Below are 20,372 nucleotides of genomic sequence, written 5' to 3' on the forward strand. Positions count from 1 at the left end.
TTTGCCTGGCGGCTGTAGCGCGGTGGTCCCACCTGACCCCATGCCGAACTCAGAAGTGAAACGCCGTAGCGCCGATGGTAGTGTGGGGTCTCCCCATGCGAGAGTAGGGAACTGCCAGGCATCAAATTGCAGTAAACCGGGATGAATAATCCGGGTGGTGACAAAGAAATTCGGTGGAGCGGTAGTTCAGTTGGTTAGAATACCTGCCTGTCACGCAGGGGGTCGCGGGTTCGAGTCCCGTCCGTTCCGCCACTTATTAGAAAATTAAGCCTGCTACTAAGCAGGCTTAATGATAAGAAAATTTAGGGGCGTAGCTCAGTTGGTAGAGCACCGGTCTCCAAAACCGGGTGTCGCGAGTTCGAGTCTCTCCGCCCCTGCCAGAAACAATCCTTAGCATTTTTGCTAAGGATTTTTTTTACCTGAACATTTTGTTCGAGATCTTCCTGTTCATTGTTTCCCGGCATCCTTGCCAGCGTTTTCATTAATCTTCCAAAATATTTGTTTTCAGCAAATCACGAATTAGCGCATGTTTGTCGCTATTTTGCAGCCAAACCGCATATAGCGGACGTGAAAGCGTCGTACTGTCAGTAACCGTGTGAAGATCGCTTTTGGTTCTGGCCCAGTTGACGGGAAGCCAACTAAACCCCTTAATTACAGAAAGTTGCTGTCTTGCCAGTTCTGCAGAACTGGTGGTAAGTACCGGTACTTCATCTCCTGCAATCAATCCCGCTTCGTGCTGCTGAAAATCCGGTCCCCATTCCAGACGCAGATAATTCAGTTCATCTTTGGTTTGCGAAGGGGCACTACAATAAAGCGCCAGCGTGAAATATCCCAACAGTTGGCTGCTAAATTCGTCCATTTTTGGGGTTTCTGTCGTAATTAACAGATCCAGTTGTCTTTCATGGAGCTGCTTTACTAACGACTGGCGCTGAGCGATTCGCGCTTCAAACTGCAGGCTGGATTGTGGCTCCTGAGATTGGTACAAACGCCGCAACCAGTCATTGAGCATGCATTCCCAAAGGGATGCACTGGCACCGATCGAAAACTCGTTGTGCCGTGAGGTATTCGCGACCTCCTTACGTGCTGCTTGCCACGTATTCATCAGAGTTTCTGCGTAAGGCAATAATTTTTCACCTGCAGCGGTCAAACGAATATTGTTTCTGTGTCGGGTGAACAGGTTCACACCCAGTTGATTTTCCAGTTGTCTGATCCGAAAACTCACTGCCGACTGGGTCAGGTAGAGCGCTTCAGCTGCCCGACCAAAGTGGCGTGTCCGGCTAACTTCCAGGAAAGTTTTTAACAATTCCGTATCCACAACGCGCTCCATAAAATTATTTGTCGTGATGATTTAAATCTTTTGTTTGACGCTCTGTCAAGCGTAACTAATACTCCGCGCCATAAATAGCTCGGCCAAAGAATTAGGAGCGTGCAGGATGGCGGAAAGCTTTACGACGACTAATCGATATTTCGACAATAAATATTACCCCCGCGGATTCTCCCGTCATGGTGATTTCACCATTAAAGAGGCACAGCTGCTCGAGCGTCATGGCTATGCCTTCAACGAGCTGGATCTGGGCAAACGTGAGCCAGTAACTGAAGAAGAAAAATTGTTTGTTGCGGTATGCCGCGGTGAACGTGAACCGGTTACTGAAGCTGAACGTGTGTGGTCCAAGTACATGACGCGTATTAAGCGTCCGAAACGCTTCCACACTCTGTCTGGCGGGAAACCTCAGGTAGAAGGTGCAGAAGATTACACCGAATCTGATGATTGATAAAAAAGGGCGTAAGCCCTTTTTTTATGCCTGTAATTTCTGCAGGTGAATTAATAACCGATCTATCGCCCGATAAGCAACGGCCTCCTGTAAGTGCAGGCGGGTGATATGGTCGCACTGTTCAATATCCGCAATTGTACGTGCGACTTTTATCAGACGTAACCAGGCGCGGATGGACAATCCAAGACGAGCTAACGTGTCCTCAAGCCAGTGCGCATCATCTCTACGAAGCATGCAAAATTTATGTATATCCTGACTGTCCAGATACGCATTTAACTTATTTTGCCGCTGGTACTGACGTTCCCGTGCAGCCAGAACGCGTTGTTTTACCGTAGCGCTGTCTTCTCCTTTCACCGCGCACTGGCTGAGTATGCCTGGGGGTGGCAAGGGGATTTCGAGGGAGAGATCAAAGCGGTCAAGAAAAGGCCCTGATAGTCGATTGAGATAACGCAGCGTCTGTTCTGAACTGCTGCGGTTATGGTTCCCCTGATAATGGCCCGTTGGGCTGGGATTCATAGCAGCAATCAGTTGAAAACGCGCTGGGTAGGTTATTTTAGCCCGCGTGCGGGACAAATGGATCTGTCCAGACTCAATAGGCTCGCGTAGTGCATCCAGCGTGCGTCGCTCAAACTCAGGTAATTCATCCAGAAATAATATACCGTTATGCGCCAGGGAGATCTCTCCCGGGGCGGGAATAGAACCACCCCCCACCATTGCGGTTAATGAAGCACTGTGATGGGGAGAACGAAAAGGGCGTTGCTTCCACTGTTTTTGTATTGTATCGGAATTGACCAGACTGAGGATCGCTGCACTTTCCAGCGCCTCATCGTTGCTAAGTGGAGGAAGCAATCCTCTGAGGCGGCTGGCCAGCATGGTCTTGCCCGTACCCGGAGGGCCGATAAGCAGGAGGTTGTGACCACCAGCGGCGGTGATCTCCAGCCCCCGTTTGCCCTGTTCCTGACCGATGACATCACTGAGATCCTCTGGCGAAGGTTCGGCGGTAAAGTCTGCAGATTGCGGTTTATCTAAATCATGCTTTCCTTCCAGAAATGCGCATACCGCCTGAAGGTGATCGGCAATCAAGCACCCTTCACCGTGTATTAGGCCAACTTCTGCGGCATTCTCTTTAGCGACAATGATTCGCCGGCCTGCACGAATCGCTTCGGTTGCACTTGATATAGCGCCTGGAACGCCGCGTAAAGCGCCTGTAAGCGCTAATTCGCCTACCAGCTCATAGGTATCGAGATTATGGGTTGTAAGCTGCTCAGAGGCGACCAGAAGCGCAACGGCGATAGGTAAATCATATCGCCCCCCTTCTTTGGGGAGGTCAGCCGGAGCCAGGTTGATGGTTATCTTCCTGGCGGGGAATTCATACCCGCTATTAATAATTGCACTGCGTACCCGATCGCGAGCCTCTTTCACTGTCGTTTCAGGTAACCCCACCATGGTTAAACCAGGCAGGCCATTACTAATATGTACTTCGATGGTAATGGCTGGTGCATTCACGCCGAGGGCGGCGCGTGTGTGAACAATCGATAGTGACATAACCCCTCCTGATAGGAATATTATGTCTCAATAGATATTGGCAAGATTCTGCATAATTGGTGTTTTTAGATGCTTATTCCTGTGTTTTTGTGCACTCAGGTATTGTTTGCACTATGTCTGGAATCTCGCTCGCAAATGCGTATGAGTGTGCTGAGAGAAGGGATCGCAGGTTGTGCTGATGCGCTGAAACGTGAAATATTTTCATTTTATATTTTTTGTATAAAAAACAACGGTATTTATCTAAACCGTTAACGGCGTCAGAAAAATGAAAACAAAAATATCTTGTGCTATTCGCAAATTCTATGGTAACTCTTTAGGTATTCCTTCGAACAAGATGCAAGAACATACAAAAATGACAGCCCTTCTACGAGTGATTAGCCTGGTCGTGATTAGCGTGGTGGTGATTATTATCCCACCGTGCGGGGCTGCACTTGGACGAGGAAAGGCTTAGAAAACAAGCCTTAACGAACTAAGACCCCCGCACCGAAAGGTTCGGGGGTTTTTTTTGACCTTAAAAACAGACATGAGGAGCAGAAAGTGAACGGTAGCATAAAATTCTGTTTCTCAAGATTTACGGCGGGGATGTAACTATGAATGGGGCTCAGTGGGTGGTACATGCGTTGCGTGCACAAGGGGTTAAAACCGTTTTCGGTTATCCCGGTGGCGCAATTATGCCGGTTTACGATGCGTTGTATGACGGCGGCGTAGAACACCTGTTGTGCCGTCATGAGCAGGGGGCGGCGATGGCGGCTATTGGCTATGCCCGTTCTACAGGTAAAACCGGTGTATGTATTGCCACTTCCGGTCCGGGTGCGACCAACCTGATTACGGGTCTTGCTGATGCGCTGTTAGATTCCGTTCCTGTTGTGGCCATCACCGGCCAGGTTGCTGCACCATTCATCGGAACCGATGCGTTTCAGGAAGTAGACGTGCTGGGTATGTCACTGTCCTGCACCAAACATAGCTTCCTGGTCCAGTCACTGGATGAGTTGCCGCGCATTATGGCGGAAGCTTTCAACGTGGCTAACTCCGGCCGTCCGGGGCCTGTTCTGGTTGATATCCCGAAAGATATCCAGTTAGCCAGCGGTATGCTGGAACCGTATTTCACGACCGTAGAAGATTCGGCCGCATTCCCTCATGCTGACGTTGAGCTGGCGCGTAACATGCTGGCGCAGGCGCAAAAACCAATCCTGTACGTAGGGGGGGGCGTTGGTATGGCGCAGGCGGTTCCTGCCCTGCGTGAATTTATCGCGCTGACCCAATTACCGGTCGCTTGTACGCTGAAAGGTCTGGGCGCCGTTGACGCTGATTATCCGTATTACCTGGGAATGCTGGGGATGCACGGAACCAAGGCCGCGAATTTTGCGGTGCAGGAATGCGACTTACTGATCGCTGTCGGGGCTCGTTTTGATGACCGGGTGACTGGCAAGCTGAACACCTTCGCTCCGAACGCCAGCGTGATCCACATGGATATCGATCCGGCTGAGATGAACAAACTGCGTCAGGCGCACGTAGCGTTACAGGGCGATTTAAATACGCTGTTACCGGCATTACAACAACCTCTGAACGTTGACGCCTGGCGTCAGCACAGTGCAGAACTGCGCGCAGAGCATACCTGGCGCTACGACCATCCGGGTGAGGCCATCTATGCGCCGTTGTTGTTAAAACAACTGTCGGACCGTAAACCTGCGGATAGCGTTGTTACAACGGATGTTGGCCAGCATCAGATGTGGTCGGCACAGCATATGACCTATACCCGCCCGGAAAATTTCATTACTTCCAGCGGGCTGGGAACGATGGGCTTTGGTTTACCTGCTGCGGTTGGCGCGCAGGTAGCTCGCCCGAACGATACGGTAATCTGTATCTCCGGTGACGGTTCCTTCATGATGAATGTACAGGAGCTGGGCACCGTAAAACGTAAGCAATTGCCGTTGAAGATCGTCTTACTCGACAACCAACGGTTAGGCATGGTTCGACAATGGCAGCAGCTGTTTTTCCAGGAACGTTATAGCGAAACCACCCTTACCGATAACCCCGATTTCCTCATGTTGGCCAGTGCCTTCGGCATCCCAGGTCAACACATCACCCGTAAAGACCAGGTTGAAGCGGCTCTCGACACTATGCTGAACAGTGAGGGGCCATACCTGCTTCATGTCTCAATCGACGAACTTGAGAATGTCTGGCCTCTGGTACCACCAGGTGCCAGCAACTCAGAAATGCTGGAGAAATTATCATGATGCAACATCAGGTCGCCGTTGAGGCTCGTTTCAATCCGGAAACGTTAGAACGTGTTTTACGCGTGGTACGCCATCGTGGTTTTCAGGTGTGCTCCATGAATATGGAAGCCGCCAGCGATGCGCAGAATATAAATATCGAATTGACCGTTGCCAGCCCCCGGTCGGTCGACTTACTGTTTAGTCAGTTAAGTAAACTGGTAGATGTTGCGCACGTTGCTATCTGCCAGAGCACAACCACATCACAACAAATCCGCGCCTGAGCGCAAAAGGAAGAAAAATGACGACGAAAAAAGCTGATTACATTTGGTCTAATGGCGAGATGATTCGTTGGGAAGACGCGAAGGTTCACGTGATGTCCCACGCGTTGCATTACGGTACTTCGGTATTTGAAGGCATCCGTTGCTACGACTCTCACAAAGGGCCGGTGGTGTTCCGTCATCGCGAGCACATGCAGCGTCTGCGTGATTCAGCCAAGATCTATCGTTTTCCGGTCTCTCAGAGCGTTGATGAACTGATGGAAGCATGCCGCGCGGTGATCCGCAAAAACAATCTGACCAGCGCCTATATCCGTCCGCTGGTTTTTGTTGGCGATGTAGGTATGGGCGTTAACCCGCCTGCGGGATACACCACCGATGTAATTATTGCTGCGTTCCCATGGGGGGCTTACCTTGGTGCAGATGCTCTGGATCAGGGGATTGATGCCATGGTTTCTTCCTGGAACCGTGTTGCACCAAACACTATCCCTACTGCGGCTAAAGCGGGTGGTAACTATTTGTCTTCGTTGCTGGTGGGTAGCGAAGCGCGTCGTCATGGTTATCAGGAAGGTATTGCGCTGGACGTGAATGGCTACATCTCCGAAGGTGCCGGTGAAAACCTGTTTGAAGTTAAAGACGGCATTCTGTTCACCCCGCCATTTACCTCTTCTGCGCTGCCAGGCATCACGCGTGACGCGATCATTAAGCTGGCGAAAGATCTCGATATCGAAGTGCGTGAGCAGGTACTTTCCCGTGAATCGCTGTATCTGGCCGACGAAGTGTTCATGTCCGGCACCGCAGCGGAAATCACACCAGTACGCAGCGTTGATGGTATTCAGGTCGGTGAAGGCCGCTGCGGTCCAGTCACCAAACGCATCCAGCAAGCCTTCTTTGGCCTCTTCACCGGTGAAACGGAAGATAAATACGGCTGGTTGGATCAGGTTAATCAATAAACATAAATTTGGGACGGCACGCACCGTCCCAATTATTAGACAGACGGGAGTTAATCAAGCATGCCTAAGTATCGTTCTGCCACCACCACCCATGGCCGTAATATGGCGGGTGCCCGCGCATTGTGGCGCGCCACCGGGATGACCGATGACGACTTCGGGAAACCGATTATCGCTGTGGTGAACTCCTTTACCCAGTTCGTGCCAGGGCACGTGCATCTGCGCGATCTCGGTAAGCTGGTTGCCGAACAAATTGAAGCTTCAGGCGGCGTAGCAAAAGAGTTCAACACCATTGCTGTGGATGACGGAATTGCCATGGGCCACGGGGGCATGCTGTATTCACTGCCGTCGCGCGAGCTGATTGCCGATTCGGTCGAGTACATGGTTAACGCCCACTGTGCCGATGCGATGGTCTGCATCTCCAACTGCGACAAAATCACCCCCGGGATGTTAATGGCCTCTTTGCGCCTGAATATTCCGGTGATCTTTGTTTCCGGTGGCCCAATGGAAGCCGGGAAAACCAAGCTTTCTGACCAAATCATCAAGCTCGACCTGGTTGATGCGATGATTCAGGGCGCGGACCCGAAAGTCTCTGACTCACAAAGCGAACAGGTTGAGCGTTCCGCCTGTCCGACTTGCGGCTCCTGCTCGGGGATGTTCACCGCCAACTCGATGAACTGTCTGACCGAAGCGCTGGGTCTGTCGCAGCCAGGTAATGGTTCGTTGCTGGCGACCCACGCTGACCGTAAGCAACTGTTCCTCAATGCCGGTTCGCGTATCGTCGAGCTGACCAAACGCTATTATGAGCAGGATGACGCTTCCGCTCTGCCGCGCAACATTGCCAGCAAGGCGGCGTTTGAAAATGCCATGACACTGGATATCGCGATGGGCGGCTCCACCAACACCGTTCTGCACCTGCTGGCGGCAGCGCAGGAAGCGGAAATCGACTTCACTATGAGTGACATCGACAAGCTGTCTCGTAAAGTGCCGCAGCTGTGTAAAGTGGCGCCAAGTACGCAGAAATACCATATGGAAGACGTGCACCGCGCGGGCGGCGTACTGGGCATTTTAGGTGAACTGGACAGAGCAGGCCTGCTGAACCGTGACGTGAAAAACGTGCTGGGTCTGACGCTGCCGCAAACGCTCGATCGGTATGACGTGATGCTGACCAAAGATGACGCGGTGAAAAAGATGTTCCGCGCAGGCCCGGCCGGCATCCGTACCACCCAGGCGTTCTCGCAGGACTGCCGTTGGGATACGCTGGATGACGATCGCGCCGAAGGTTGTATCCGCTCGCTGGAACACGCCTACAGCAAAGACGGCGGCCTGGCTGTGTTGTACGGTAACTTCGCGGAAAACGGCTGCATCGTGAAAACCGCAGGCGTGGATGACAGCATCCTGAAATTCACCGGCCCGGCAAAAGTGTATGAAAGCCAGGACGATGCGGTTGAGGCTATTCTTGGCGGCAAAGTGGTTGCCGGCGACGTGGTAGTTATTCGCTATGAAGGGCCGAAAGGCGGACCAGGGATGCAGGAAATGCTTTACCCAACCACCTTCCTGAAATCGATGGGTCTGGGCAAGGCCTGTGCCCTGATAACAGATGGCCGTTTCTCTGGCGGTACTTCGGGCCTCTCTATCGGTCACGTTTCACCGGAAGCGGCCAGCGGCGGTAATATCGCGATTATCGAAGATGGCGACATGATTGCTATCGATATCCCGAATCGTGGCATTCAACTGCAACTGAGTGATGCGGAAATCGCTGCGCGCCGTGAAGCGCAGGAAGCACGCGGTGACAAAGCCTGGACACCAAAAGATCGTCAGCGTCAGGTCTCTTTTGCCCTGCGCGCCTATGCCAGCCTGGCAACCAGCGCCGACAAAGGTGCGGTGCGCGATAAATCGAAACTGGGGGGTTAAGACGATGGCGGATTCACAACCCCTGTCCGGCACACCGGAAGGTGCTGAATATCTCAGAGCGGTACTGCGTGCGCCGGTGTACGAAGCGGCGCAGGTCACACCGTTACAAAAAATGGACAAGCTCTCTTCGCGCCTCGATAACGTCATTCTGGTGAAACGCGAAGACCGACAGCCCGTGCACAGTTTCAAGCTGCGCGGAGCCTATGCCATGATGGCGGGACTGACTGAAGCGCAGAAAGCGCATGGCGTGATCACTGCATCAGCAGGAAACCATGCCCAGGGCGTGGCGTTCTCCTCTGCGCGTTTAGGTGTGAAAGCGCTGATTGTCATGCCGACGGCTACCGCTGATATCAAAGTCGATGCCGTGCGCGGTTTCGGTGGCGAAGTATTGCTGCACGGCGCGAACTTTGATGAAGCCAAAGCCAAAGCAATTGAGCTGTCGCAACAGCAAGGCTTTACCTGGGTCCCGCCGTTCGATCACCCGATGGTGATTGCCGGGCAAGGTACGCTGGCGCTGGAATTACTGCAGCAGGATGCCCATCTTGATCGCGTTTTTGTACCGGTCGGTGGCGGTGGTCTGGCCGCCGGTGTCGCCGTACTGATTAAACAGTTGATGCCACAAATTAAAGTGATTGCCGTGGAAGCTGAAGATTCTGCCTGCCTGAAAGCGGCGCTGGAGGCCGGTCATCCGGTGGATCTCCCACGCGTCGGTCTTTTTGCTGAAGGCGTAGCGGTCAAACGCATTGGTGATGAAACCTTCCGTCTGTGCCAGGAGTATCTCGATGACATTATCACCGTCGATAGCGATGCTATTTGCGCGGCGATGAAAGACCTGTTTGAAGATGTGCGAGCCGTGGCTGAGCCATCGGGCGCGCTGGCGCTGGCGGGAATGAAAAAATACATCGCCCAGCACAATATTCGCGGCGAGCGTCTGGCGCATGTGCTTTCCGGCGCTAACGTTAATTTCCACGGCCTGCGCTACGTTTCTGAACGCTGCGAGTTGGGGGAACAACGTGAAGCATTGCTGGCAGTGACCATCCCGGAAGAGAAGGGCAGCTTCCTGAAATTCTGCCAATTGCTGGGTGGGCGCTCGGTTACCGAGTTTAACTATCGTTTTGCCGATGCCAAAGACGCTTGTATTTTTGTCGGGGTACGTCTGAGTCGCGGTCTGGAAGAGCGTAAGGAAATCCTCCAGTTGCTCAACGAGGGGGGCTACAGTGTGGTGGACCTTTCCGACGATGAAATGGCAAAACTGCACGTGCGCTATATGGTCGGTGGACGTCCGTCAAAACCCTTGCAGGAGCGGCTGTTCAGCTTCGAATTCCCGGAATCGCCGGGGGCGCTGCTGAAGTTTCTGCATACGCTGGGGACGCACTGGAATATTTCATTGTTCCACTACCGCAGTCATGGAACTGACTACGGCCGTGTTCTGGCGGCGTTTGAACTGGGCGATCATGAGCCGGATTTTGAAACGCGACTAAATGAGCTGGGCTACGACTGCCATGATGAGAGTCATAACCCTGCGTTCAGGTTCTTTCTGGCAGGGTAGGCCGGATAAGGCGCTTCCGGCATTAGTGCCCAGGTAGCAAGCTCCAGAACGCATCAATCAGCGGCTCATGCAGCCGCTTTTTTTGTGCGCAAACGCCCAGCTCAAACGGCGTTTTCTCGTCGCTACGTTCTAAAATCATCACGCGGTTGCGCACCGGTTCAGGGCTATTTTCCAGCACCACTTCCGGCAGCAGCGCCACACCGCAGCCCAGTGCCACCATGGAGACCATCGCTTCATGACCGCCGACCGTGGCGTAAATTGAGGGATTGCTGATTTTATGACGGCGGAACCACAGCTCAATGCGGCGGCGAACCGGCCCCTGGTCAGCCATGATAAAGGGTACCGTGGACCAATCAGGTTCCTCTACGGAAATCTGATTGCGTACCGGGCAAGGCAGTGCCGGGGCAATCAGCACCACCGCCAGGTTCTCCAACATGGAAAAGGCCACCGCGCCAGGCAGCGTTTCTGGCTTCCCGGCAATCGCCAGGTCAGCCTCGCCAGTGACCACTTTATCCATCGCATCGGCGGCATCACCGGTAGTGAGTTTGATTTCCACCGACGGGTGTTCGGCACGGAAGCGATCAAGGATCGGTGGTAAATGGCTGTAGGCGGCGGTCACCGAACAAAAGATATGCAGCTCACCTGACAGCGACGGTCCTTGCTGATCAATGGTATGGCGTAATTGCTGATACTGCAGCAGCGTCTGCTGGGCAAAAACGCGCAGCTCTTCGCCCGCTTCGGTGAGTGTGACCGTGCGGTTATCACGGACAAATAGCGCCTGACCAAGATCCTCTTCCAGGCGTTGAATCTGCCGGGAAAGCGTAGAAGGACTGACGTGCATGGCCCGTGCACTTCGGCCAAAGTGGCGACTTTCCGCCAGGTGCAGGAAGGTTTTTAGATCGCGTAAATCCACAGACGAGCCCCCGGGTTTCTACGTTGCATAAATTGCAATGTGATGTTGTGAATATATCAATTTCCGCAATAAATTTCCTGTTGTAATGTGGGTTCATTCTCGCTGAAACGCGAACCGAACAATAAGACACACAACATCACGGAGTACACCATCATGGCTAACTACTTTAATACACTGAATCTGCGTCAGCAGCTGGCTCAGCTGGGCAAATGTCGCTTCATGGGCCGCGAAGAATTCGCCGACGGCGCAAGCTACCTTCAGGGTAAAAAAGTGGTCATCGTCGGCTGTGGCGCGCAGGGTCTGAACCAGGGCCTGAACATGCGTGACTCCGGTCTGGATATCTCCTACGCCCTGCGTAAAGAAGCGATCGCTGAGAAACGTGCTTCCTGGCGTAAAGCGACTGAAAACGGCTTCAAAGTGGGTACCTACGAAGAGCTGATCCCGCAGGCGGATCTGGTGGTTAACCTGACGCCAGACAAACAGCACTCCGACGTTGTGCGTTCCGTACAGCCGCTGATGAAAGACGGCGCGGCGCTGGGTTACTCCCATGGCTTCAACATCGTTGAAGTGGGCGAGCAGATCCGTAAAGACATCACCGTAGTGATGGTGGCACCGAAGTGTCCGGGTACCGAAGTGCGTGAAGAGTACAAACGTGGTTTCGGTGTACCAACGCTGATCGCGGTTCACCCGGAAAACGATCCGAAAGGCGAGGGCATGGCCATCGCTAAAGCCTGGGCTGCGGCAACAGGTGGTCACCGTGCGGGCGTGCTGGAATCCTCCTTTGTGGCAGAAGTGAAATCTGATCTGATGGGCGAGCAGACTATCCTGTGCGGTATGCTGCAGGCGGGCTCTCTGCTGTGCTTCGACAAGCTGGTGGAAGAAGGTACCGACCCGGCTTACGCAGAAAAACTGATTCAGTTCGGTTGGGAAACCATCACCGAAGCGCTGAAGCAGGGCGGCATCACTTTGATGATGGACCGTCTGTCTAACCCGGCAAAACTGCGTGCTTATGCGCTGTCAGAACAACTGAAAGCGATCATGGTGCCGCTGTTCCAGAAACACATGGACGACATCATCTCCGGTGAATTCTCTGCCGGCATGATGGCTGACTGGGCTAACGACGATAAGAAACTGCTGACCTGGCGTGAAGAGACCGGTAAAACCGCGTTTGAAACCGCACCGCAGTTTGAAGGTAAAATCGGCGAGCAGGAATACTTCGATAAAGGCGTTCTGATGATTGCGATGGTGAAAGCGGGCGTTGAGCTGGCGTTCGAAACCATGGTGGATTCCGGCATCATCGAAGAGTCTGCTTACTACGAATCACTGCACGAACTGCCGCTGATCGCGAACACCATCGCCCGTAAGCGTCTGTACGAAATGAACGTGGTTATCTCCGATACCGCAGAATACGGTAACTACCTGTTCTCTTACGCTTGCGTACCGCTGCTGAAAGAGTTTATGACTACCCTGCAGACCGGCGACCTGGGCAAAGCGATTGCTGAAGGCGCGGTAGACAACGCCCAGCTGCGCGACGTGAACGAAGCGGTTCGCGGCCACGCTATCGAGCAGGTTGGTAAGAAACTGCGCGGCTACATGACCGATATGAAGCGTATCGCAGTAGCAGGCTAATAAAAGCTCGTTATCATCCGGCCCGGTCAGCGCCTCGCTACCGGGCCGTTTTTTTATCTGCGTTTGACGGGATCGCTCGCTCCGCTCTTATCATCTAAATTCATCTTTTTATCATGTAGATAGCTTTTATTTGTACAGATGATCATTTCTGGGATTGCTCATATCTATCTTATGTAATATTGTAAGTTACATGAAAACAAACAACTCATTCTCAGCAACGCTGCACATCCTGCTTCACCTGGAGCAGATGGACAAACCTCTGACATCCGAACAGATGGCTGCCTTTATCGACGGCAATCCGGCATTCATCCGCAAGCTGCTTGCCGGGCTCAGGGAAAACAACATTGTCTGTGCCACTAAGGGGCACCACGGCGGCTGGCGGCTGTGTCGGCCGGTTAGCGACATCACGCTTTACGATATCTACATGGCGCTCGGCGAACCGGCGCTGTTTGCGTTGGGCAACCGCAGCGAAAACCCGCAGTGCCTGGTAGAACAGGGGGTAAACCGGGTGATGTCAGAGACGCTCGCCGATGCGCAGACGCTGATCCTCGATCGTTTTAAACGCCTGACGCTACAGGATATCGGCTGCGAATTTATTAGCTACTTCAACGACAAAGGTCACGACCATGATTGAAAATTTAACCACCTGCCTGATGATTGCGATGGCGGCGAGCAGTATTTCGATGACGGTGACGCAGACGGAGCTGTTTGCCGCGTTTCGCGAATGGACGACGGAAAAGAACGCGCTGATGGGGCACTTATTCCACTGCTTCTATTGCTTAAGCCACTGGGTGGTATTTGGCGGGATGGCGGTATATCGCCCGGCGCTGTTGAACAGCGGGTTTGCGCTGATTGACTGGGTGATGACGGCGTTTATCGTGATTACTATCACTACGCTGATTAACGGCCTGATGTTTAAGGTGTTCCAGGCGGCGGTTAGCACCCACGTGATGAAGCATAACGCCCAGCAGACGCTGCAATCGCAGAAATAAAAATCCGGCGTTGCCTCGTCCGGGCTACGAACGACCGGTAGCCCGGACGAGGCAACGCCGATGCCGGGGATACACCTTAGTTACGGTACAACACCTTAATGATGTGGTAACCGAACTGAGTGTGCAGCGGGCCGGTTGGCTCCAGCACTGGGCAGGAGAAGACCACTTTATCGAACGCCGGAACCATCTGGCCCTGGCGGAATTCACCTAAGTCACCGCCGCGTTTGCCCGATGGGCAGATGGAGTGCTTCTTCGCCAGCTTGCCGAAATCTGCGCCGTTTTTAATCTGTTCCAGAAGATCCAGTGCCAGTTTCTCTTCTTTCACCAGGATATGCACTGCTGCTGCTGTTTTTGCCATGATCGAGCCTTTCTATAAGCGAGTCTGTAAGGCTGGCGATTTTAGCATGGCTTATCGCCGATACAGCACCTTGATGATGTGATAGCCAAATTTGGTTTTGACCGGCCCGAAAGGCTTAAGTAGCGGGCAGCTAAAAACGGCGGCGTCGAATGGCCCCACCATCATTCCCTGCTTGAACTCGCCAAGATCGCCGCCGTTGCGCCCGGAAGGGCAGCGGGAATAGCGTTTTGCCAGATGATCGAAGCTGATTCCTCGCTCCAGTTTGCTGAGGATCTCCAGCGCCAGTTTTTCTTCTTTTACCAGGATGTGCAGGGCTGCCGCGCTCTTTGCCATAAGGTCACTCTTATCGTTGATTTGCTACCCAACACTTTACCATTCGGCGGGTAAATCTCAGCCTGACTTTCTGCTACAATCCACACCCCCGTGTTTACAGATTGAGCAATGCCCCTATGCGTTTAAACCCCGGACAACAACAAGCCGTCGAATTCGTCACTGGCCCTTGCCTGGTGCTGGCGGGAGCGGGTTCCGGTAAGACGCGCGTTATCACCAATAAAATTGCGCACCTGATTCGCGTTTGTGGCTATCAGGCGCGGCATATCGCGGCGGTGACGTTTACCAATAAGGCCGCCCGTGAAATGAAAGAGCGTGTAGCGCAGACGCTCGGTCGTAAAGAGGCACGTGGATTGATGATCTCCACCTTCCACACTCTGGGGCTGGATATCATCAAGCGTGAATTTGCGGCGTTGGGGATGAAGTCGAACTTCTCGCTGTTTGACGATACCGATCAGGTCGCCCTGCTTAAGGAACTGACCGAAGGGTTAATTGAGGACGATAAACTGATCCTCCAACAGCTGATCTCCACGATCTCCAACTGGAAAAACGATCTGATGACCCCGGCGCAGGCAGCGGCCAGCGCTAAAGGCGAACGCGATCGTATTTTTGCGCACTGCTATGGTCTGTACGACGCGCATATGAAGGCGTGTAACGTTCTTGACTTTGACGATCTGATCTTACTCCCGACGCTTCTGCTTCAACGTAATGAAGAGGTTCGTGAGCGCTGGCAAAACAAGATTCGCTACCTGCTGGTGGATGAATATCAGGATACCAACACCAGCCAGTACGAGTTGGTGAAGTTATTGGTGGGCAGCCGTGCACGCTTCACCGTCGTGGGTGATGACGATCAGTCGATTTACTCGTGGCGTGGTGCGCGTCCACAAAACCTGGTGCTGCTGAGCAAAGATTTTCCGGCGCTGCAGGTGGTTAAGCTGGAGCAGAACTATCGTTCTTCCGGGCGTATCCTGAAGGCCGCGAACATCCTCATTGCCAATAACCCGCATGTATTTGAAAAGCGGTTGTTCTCTGAGCTGGGCTACGGACCTGAGCTGAAAGTACTGAGTGCCAACAACGAAGAGCATGAAGCGGAACGTGTGACCGGGGAGTTGATTGCTCATCACTTCGTGAATAAGACGCAGTATAAGGACTATGCGATCCTGTATCGTGGCAACCACCAGTCACGAGTGTTCGAAAAATTCCTGATGCAGAACCGCATCCCGTACAAAATTTCCGGGGGGACATCGTTTTTCTCGCGTCCGGAAATCAAAGATCTGCTCGCCTATCTGCGCGTGCTGAGCAACCCGGATGACGACAGCGCGTTTCTGCGTATTGTTAATACACCGAAGCGTGAGATCGGCCCAGCGACACTGCAAAAGTTGGGTGAGTGGGCCATGACGCGTAATAAAAGCCTGTTTACCGCCAGTTTTGATATGGGGCTTAGCCAGACGCTGACCGGCCGCGGTTATGATTCTCTGACCCGCTTTACGCACTGGCTAGGGGAAATCCAGCGCCTCGCGGAGCGTGAACCGATTGCCGCCGTGCGTGACCTGATCCATGGCATTGATTACGAATCCTGGCTGTATGAGACTTCGCCGAGCCCAAAAGCGGCGGAAATGCGTATGAAGAACGTCAACACGCTGTTCAGTTGGATGACGGAGATGCTGGAAGGCAGCGATCTGGAAGAGCCGATGACCCTGACTCAGGTTGTTACCCGTTTTACCCTGCGCGATATGATGGAGCGTGGAGAAAGCGAAGAAGAGTTGGATCAGGTGCAGCTGATGACGCTACATGCTTCAAAAGGGCTGGAGTTCCCCTATGTGTTTATGGTGGGAATGGAAGAGGGCTTTTTACCTCATCAGAGCAGCATTGATGAAGACAACATTGATGAAGAGCGTCGTCTGGCCTACGTCGGCATTACCCGTGCACAGAAAGAGCTTATCTTCACGTTGTGCAAAGAACGCCGTCAATACGGGGAGCTGGTGCGTCCGGAGCCGAGCCGCTTCCTGCTGGAACTGCCACAGGATGACGTAATCTGGGAACAGGAGCGTAAAGTGGTGAGCGCTGAGGAGCGGATGCAAAAGGGGCAAGCCAGTATCGCGAATATTCGGGCTATGATGGCCAAAGCAAAAGAGAAGTAGGTTTTTGTAGGCCGGATAAGCGTAGCGCCATCCGGCAATACTTGAAGTTTAGTGCACTTCTAAAGGCCAGTGAACATAGCTTTGCCACTGGCTTTCTTGATCGATGAGCTCTTTACCCAGTGGGTGATGCGCCAGCCATCCAGCAGGTAGCGTTACCGTAAGGTGTTCATCTCTTGCATCTAAATGAACTTCGGGCACTAAATCGTCACGGCGACGACTTGCGAAGATGATCGCAAGCCGTAACAAGCGACAAAGATGCTCAGCGATACGCGGAGGCACGGCGTTTTGCTGGTGGAGCGAAGAGAGATCGACTGGGTTGGTCTGATTTAATAACAGCGTGGCTAACAGTTTTTTTTGCGCGGGGGTAAATCCCGGGAGATCGAGGTTGCGTACCAGATACGCCGCATGCTGTGGTGCCTGCTTAAAATCGACGCTCAGCCCAATTTCATGTAACTGGCAGGCGCTAATCAGTAGTTCACGACTTATCGCTTCAAGATGCCACTTTTTTTCTACCTGATCGAGGAATTTAGTCGCCAGATTGGCAACCCGATGCGCTTGCTCAGTATCGACCATAAATCGACGCTGAATATTACGCAACGTACGGCTGCGAATATCCTGATCCACTGCCAGATGTAACATGCCGTAGACCAGACCTTCGCGTAATGCGCCACCTGCGAGGGTCATGCACTGAATGTTCAGTTCCGTGAAAATAGCGATCAGAATGGCCAGTCCGCTGGGGAACACCAATGCGCGTTCCAGCGTTAGGCCCTCTATTTCCAGCTCTTCCAGGCGTCCACAATGAATGGCGCGCTGTTTTAACTGCTGGAGTTTCGCCAGCGTAATACGCTCATCCATTCCCTGCGCCATCATGATTTCCTGTAGTGCCTGCACGGTACCAGAGGCACCAACACAGACTTTCCAGCCATGAAAGCGCAGTTTATCTGCTACCGGGCGTAGAACCTCACGCGCCGCCTTCTCTGCTTCGTCAAAATTTTCCTGCGCCAGATTACGATCGGTGAAGTACCGTTCGAGCCAGGTAACGCAGCCCATTGACAGACTAAACAAGGAGGTGGTTTGTGCGCCGGAACCGGTGACCAGTTCAGTACTGGCACCACCAATATCAACGACCAGGCGCTGATCGGCTCCGCCGGTAGTATGGGCGACACCCTGATAAATCAGTCGGGCTTCTTCTTCGCCGCTAATCACCTGGACAGGACAGCCGAGGATCTCTTGTGCTTTAGCGATAAACGCGTTGGCGTTTACGGCAATACGTAGTGTCGCGGTGGCGACGACGCGGATTTGCGGGTGTGGGATATCCTGCAGACGTTCTGCAAACAGGCGCAGACATTGCCAGCCGCGTTCCATGGCTTCAGCGGAGAGAACGTTGTCGTTGTTCAGGCCGGCAGCCAGACGCACCTTGCGTTTGATACGCGTGAGCGTCTGGATGCTTCCCGCCACCTCGCGTACAACCAGCATATGAAAACTATTAGAGCCGAGATCTATTGCCGCATACAGCGAAGTAGAATTCATACACTTCATCCTTCAACCTGTATCTGTGTTGGCTGCGTTCTCTCACCCGAATCACTGACTAAAGTAAGCTCATCGGGATTCGTTTTCTTGCCGCCTTGATACAGGCTGAATGATTTTGTGTATGGCATAACTTTTCTTAACCTGAACGACGACGATTACGTGGGGCACCGCCGGTACGACGCGGGCCATTGCCTGGGCGTGGGCGCGTCAGGCGCAGCGGCTTCGGCAGGTCGGTCATCAGCGCGTCCGGGTTGTACTTACTGACCGGAATCGAGTGGCCAATGTAGGTCTCGATTGCAGGTAAATTCAGCGCGTACTCTTCACAAGCCAGGCTAATAGAATGACCACTTGCGCCTGCACGACCTGTACGACCAATGCGGTGGACGTAATCTTCACAATCATCCGGCAGGTCATAGTTAAACACGTGCGTTACGGCTGGAATGTGCAGGCCACGTGCCGCGACATCGGTCGCGACGAGAATATCGAGATCGCCACGGGTGAACTCATCAAGGATACGCAGGCGTTTTTTCTGCGCCACATCACCGGTAAGCAGGCCTACGCGATGTCCGTCAGCAGCAAGACTGCCCCAGATCTCTTCACAGCGATGTTTGGTGTTCGCAAAAACAATGGCGCGATCTGGCCACTCTTCTTCAATCAGCGTTTGCAGCAAACGCATTTTCTCTTCGTTTGAAGGATAGAAGAGTTCTTCTTTAATACGGTGGCCCGTCTTCTGTTCCGGTTCAACTTCAACGTACTCGGCGTTGTTCATCTGTTCAAACGCCAGTTCACGGACGCGGTAAGAGAGGGTTGCGGAAAACAGCATGTTCAGGCGTTGAGTGGTTGGCGGCATACGGCGGAACAGCCAACGAATATCTTTAATAAAGCCAAGATCGTACATACGATCGGCTTCATCCAGTACCACGACCTGAATCGCGCCCAGGTTGATATGGTTCTGCTTTGCGTAGTCAATGAGACGACCGGTAGTGCCGATAAGAATATCGACGCCGCTTTCCAGCACTTTCAGCTGTTTGTCATAGCCATCACCGCCATAAGCCAGGCCTAATTTCAGACCAGTGGTCTGTGCCAGCGGCTCAGCGTCGGCGTGGATCTGCACGGCTAACTCACGCGTTGGCGCCATAATTAACGCACGCGGTTGGTTCACCTTGCGATCGGCAATCGCGGGATGAGAGAGAAGATAATGAAACGTTGACGTCAGGAACGCCATCGTTTTTCCGGTACCGGTTTGCGCCTGCCCTGCAACATCACGGCCTGCCAGCGTTAGCGGCAGCGCGAGGGCCTGAATGGGCGTGCAGTTATGAAACCCTTTATTTTCAAGGGCTTCTATCACCTTTGGGTGCAGGGCGAAGTCGGAAAACTTCTGTTCTGTTAAATGTGTTTTGCTCATAGTGTGGTAGAATATCAGCTTACTATTGCTTTACGAAAGCGTATCCGGTGAAATAAAGTCAACCTTTAGTTGGTTAATACTGTACACAATTCATTCATGATGCGTCGAGATGGCAAGTGAATGGGTCCACAGAAGCGTACTGAGTACGTAACTGGGACACAGCGCACAGCCAACAAAAAGGCGGCTTGAAGGATGATGTGTAAACACCAACACACCAGGCTTATTCCTGTGGAGTTATTATGAGCGATAAAATTATTCACCTGACTGACGACAGTTTTGACACGGATGTACTCAAAGCGGACGGAGCGATCCTCGTTGATTTCTGGGCAGAGTGGTGCGGTCCGTGCAAAATGATCGCTCCGATTCTGGATGAAATCGCTGACGAATATCAGGGCAAATTGACGGTTGCTAAACTGAACATTGACCAAAACCCAGGCACCGCGCCGAAGTATGGTATTCGTGGCATCCCGACCCTTCTGCTGTTTAAAAACGGTGAAGTTGCGGCGACTAAAGTTGGCGCACTGTCCAAAGGTCAGTTGAAAGAGTTCCTCGACGCTAACTTAGCGTAAGGAAGTATCATGATCGGGCGGCCATACTTCGAAATGATTCGGATGACTGGACGCCCGACTTGAGTCGTGCTAAGTTAGTGTTGACTTCGTATTAAACATACCTTATTAAGTTTGAATCTAGCTTTATCCAATACTTCCCGTTGTTTCTCGTGCGAGAAGTTGACAGATTCAGGGCCTTGTCACTCAATCCGTCTTGTCGTTTCAGTTCTGCGTACTTTCCTGTGACCAGACAGCGAACAGACATGAGTCGATGGCCGTAAACAGGCATGGATGACCCTGCCATA

The 20,372-nt window shown here is 52.8% G+C and carries 20 protein-coding genes, 2 tRNA genes and 1 rRNA gene; 16 read left to right on the plus strand and 7 right to left on the minus strand.

What is annotated here, in order from left to right:
- Nucleotides 1–4: 4 nt before the first annotated feature.
- The 3 genes from rrf to NNO08_RS13170 all read left to right on the plus strand — a co-directional run bounded on the left by rrf (nt 5) and on the right by NNO08_RS13170 (nt 380).
- Nucleotides 5–120, plus strand: a 5S ribosomal RNA gene (gene rrf / locus NNO08_RS13160).
- A 55-nt stretch (nt 121–175) separates the two neighbouring features.
- Nucleotides 176–252 (plus strand) — tRNA-Asp (locus tag NNO08_RS13165).
- A gap of 52 nt (nt 253–304) precedes the next feature.
- Nucleotides 305–380 (plus strand) — tRNA-Trp (locus NNO08_RS13170).
- Between the two features lie 101 nt (nt 381–481).
- On the opposite strand, the gene hdfR is transcribed toward NNO08_RS13170, so the two are convergent.
- Nucleotides 482–1,327 (minus strand): HTH-type transcriptional regulator HdfR, encoded by an 846-nt coding sequence (gene hdfR, locus NNO08_RS13175; protein ID WP_271440986.1) that lies wholly within the window; start codon nt 1,325–1,327, stop codon nt 482–484.
- 106 nt (nt 1,328–1,433) lie between these two features.
- Here hdfR and maoP point away from each other — a divergent pair, with 106 nt between their 5' ends.
- On the plus strand, nt 1,434–1,772 hold the full coding sequence (maoP, locus tag NNO08_RS13180) for a macrodomain Ori organization protein MaoP (RefSeq protein ID WP_003018025.1): 339 nt from the start codon (nt 1,434–1,436) through the stop codon (nt 1,770–1,772).
- 24 nt (nt 1,773–1,796) lie between these two features.
- On the opposite strand, the gene NNO08_RS13185 is transcribed toward maoP, so the two are convergent.
- On the minus strand, nt 1,797–3,317 hold the full coding sequence (locus tag NNO08_RS13185) for a YifB family Mg chelatase-like AAA ATPase (protein ID WP_271456886.1): 1,521 nt from the start codon (nt 3,315–3,317) through the stop codon (nt 1,797–1,799).
- 352 nt (nt 3,318–3,669) lie between these two features.
- Between NNO08_RS13185 and ilvL the strand changes: the two genes are divergently transcribed.
- The 6 genes from ilvL to ilvA all read left to right on the plus strand — a co-directional run bounded on the left by ilvL (nt 3,670) and on the right by ilvA (nt 10,221).
- Nucleotides 3,670–3,768, plus strand: a complete 99-nt coding sequence (ilvL, locus tag NNO08_RS13190) for an ilv operon leader peptide (RefSeq protein ID WP_001311244.1) — start codon at nt 3,670–3,672, stop codon at nt 3,766–3,768.
- Between the two features lie 139 nt (nt 3,769–3,907).
- Nucleotides 3,908–5,554 carry an acetolactate synthase 2 catalytic subunit gene (ilvG, locus tag NNO08_RS13195; RefSeq protein ID WP_271456887.1) on the plus strand — a complete coding sequence of 549 codons (1,647 nt, stop codon included), beginning with the start codon at nt 3,908–3,910 and terminating at the stop codon, nt 5,552–5,554.
- On the plus strand, nt 5,551–5,814 hold the full coding sequence (gene ilvM, locus NNO08_RS13200) for an acetolactate synthase 2 small subunit (RefSeq protein ID WP_003018017.1): 264 nt from the start codon (nt 5,551–5,553) through the stop codon (nt 5,812–5,814). Before ilvG ends, ilvM begins: the two co-directional genes overlap by 4 nt.
- 17 nt (nt 5,815–5,831) lie before the next feature.
- On the plus strand, nt 5,832–6,761 hold the full coding sequence (locus tag NNO08_RS13205) for a branched-chain amino acid transaminase (protein WP_271440989.1): 930 nt from the start codon (nt 5,832–5,834) through the stop codon (nt 6,759–6,761).
- Between the two features lie 60 nt (nt 6,762–6,821).
- The gene (ilvD, locus tag NNO08_RS13210; protein WP_271440990.1) at nt 6,822–8,672 is read left to right on the plus strand and encodes a dihydroxy-acid dehydratase; all 1,851 of its coding nucleotides are present in this window, start codon (nt 6,822–6,824) and stop codon (nt 8,670–8,672) included.
- 4 nt (nt 8,673–8,676) lie between these two features.
- The gene (gene ilvA / locus NNO08_RS13215) at nt 8,677–10,221 is read left to right on the plus strand and encodes a threonine ammonia-lyase, biosynthetic (RefSeq protein WP_271456888.1); all 1,545 of its coding nucleotides are present in this window, start codon (nt 8,677–8,679) and stop codon (nt 10,219–10,221) included.
- A 22-nt stretch (nt 10,222–10,243) separates the two neighbouring features.
- On the opposite strand, the gene ilvY is transcribed toward ilvA, so the two are convergent.
- Complete coding sequence (ilvY, locus tag NNO08_RS13220) at nt 10,244–11,134, minus strand: HTH-type transcriptional activator IlvY (protein ID WP_271456889.1); 891 nt, start codon at nt 11,132–11,134, stop codon at nt 10,244–10,246.
- 153 nt (nt 11,135–11,287) lie between these two features.
- On the opposite strand from ilvY, the gene ilvC reads away from it, so the two are divergent.
- The 3 genes from ilvC to NNO08_RS13235 all read left to right on the plus strand — a co-directional run bounded on the left by ilvC (nt 11,288) and on the right by NNO08_RS13235 (nt 13,755).
- On the plus strand, nt 11,288–12,763 hold the full coding sequence (gene ilvC / locus NNO08_RS13225) for a ketol-acid reductoisomerase (RefSeq protein ID WP_271456890.1): 1,476 nt from the start codon (nt 11,288–11,290) through the stop codon (nt 12,761–12,763).
- A gap of 190 nt (nt 12,764–12,953) precedes the next feature.
- Entirely contained in the window at nt 12,954–13,397 is a 444-nt protein-coding gene (locus NNO08_RS13230; protein WP_271456891.1) for an Rrf2 family transcriptional regulator, read from the plus strand.
- A complete protein-coding gene (locus NNO08_RS13235) occupies nt 13,390–13,755 on the plus strand; it encodes a DUF1360 domain-containing protein (RefSeq protein ID WP_137383186.1) in 366 nt (121 codons plus the stop codon). The genes NNO08_RS13230 and NNO08_RS13235 overlap by 8 nt, the downstream gene beginning before the upstream one ends.
- A 76-nt stretch (nt 13,756–13,831) precedes the next feature.
- Here the strand turns inward: NNO08_RS13235 and ppiC (NNO08_RS13240) are convergent, their stop codons facing one another.
- Together ppiC (NNO08_RS13240) and ppiC (NNO08_RS13245) are read right to left on the minus strand one after the other, a co-directional pair.
- Complete coding sequence (ppiC, locus tag NNO08_RS13240) at nt 13,832–14,113, minus strand: peptidylprolyl isomerase PpiC (protein ID WP_003017999.1); 282 nt, start codon at nt 14,111–14,113, stop codon at nt 13,832–13,834.
- A gap of 51 nt (nt 14,114–14,164) precedes the next feature.
- Nucleotides 14,165–14,446: a peptidylprolyl isomerase PpiC gene (gene ppiC / locus NNO08_RS13245; protein ID WP_035896545.1), complete on the minus strand. Its 282-nt coding sequence runs from the start codon at nt 14,444–14,446 to the stop codon at nt 14,165–14,167.
- A 116-nt stretch (nt 14,447–14,562) separates the two neighbouring features.
- Here ppiC (NNO08_RS13245) and rep point away from each other — a divergent pair, with 116 nt between their 5' ends.
- Nucleotides 14,563–16,584 (plus strand): DNA helicase Rep, encoded by a 2,022-nt coding sequence (rep, locus tag NNO08_RS13250; protein ID WP_271449835.1) that lies wholly within the window; start codon nt 14,563–14,565, stop codon nt 16,582–16,584.
- 48 nt (nt 16,585–16,632) lie between these two features.
- Here the strand turns inward: rep and gppA are convergent, their stop codons facing one another.
- Together gppA and rhlB are read right to left on the minus strand one after the other, a co-directional pair.
- Nucleotides 16,633–18,114, minus strand: a complete 1,482-nt coding sequence (gene gppA, locus NNO08_RS13255; RefSeq protein ID WP_271440995.1) for a guanosine-5'-triphosphate,3'-diphosphate diphosphatase — start codon at nt 18,112–18,114, stop codon at nt 16,633–16,635.
- Between the two features lie 136 nt (nt 18,115–18,250).
- Entirely contained in the window at nt 18,251–19,519 is a 1,269-nt protein-coding gene (gene rhlB, locus NNO08_RS13260; protein WP_137383183.1) for an ATP-dependent RNA helicase RhlB, read from the minus strand.
- 239 nt (nt 19,520–19,758) lie between these two features.
- Here rhlB and trxA point away from each other — a divergent pair, with 239 nt between their 5' ends.
- Both trxA and NNO08_RS13270 read left to right on the plus strand, forming a co-directional pair.
- Complete coding sequence (gene trxA / locus NNO08_RS13265; RefSeq protein WP_001280776.1) at nt 19,759–20,088, plus strand: thioredoxin TrxA; 330 nt, start codon at nt 19,759–19,761, stop codon at nt 20,086–20,088.
- Nucleotides 20,089–20,264: 176 nt separating this feature from the next.
- Entirely contained in the window at nt 20,265–20,348 is an 84-nt protein-coding gene (locus NNO08_RS13270; protein WP_101743114.1) for a rho operon leader peptide, read from the plus strand.
- The last annotated feature ends 24 nt before the right edge of the window (nt 20,349–20,372 follow it).

The sequence above is a fragment of the Citrobacter sp. Igbk 17 genome, from assembly GCF_028069775.1.
Classification (GTDB): domain Bacteria; phylum Pseudomonadota; class Gammaproteobacteria; order Enterobacterales; family Enterobacteriaceae; genus Citrobacter.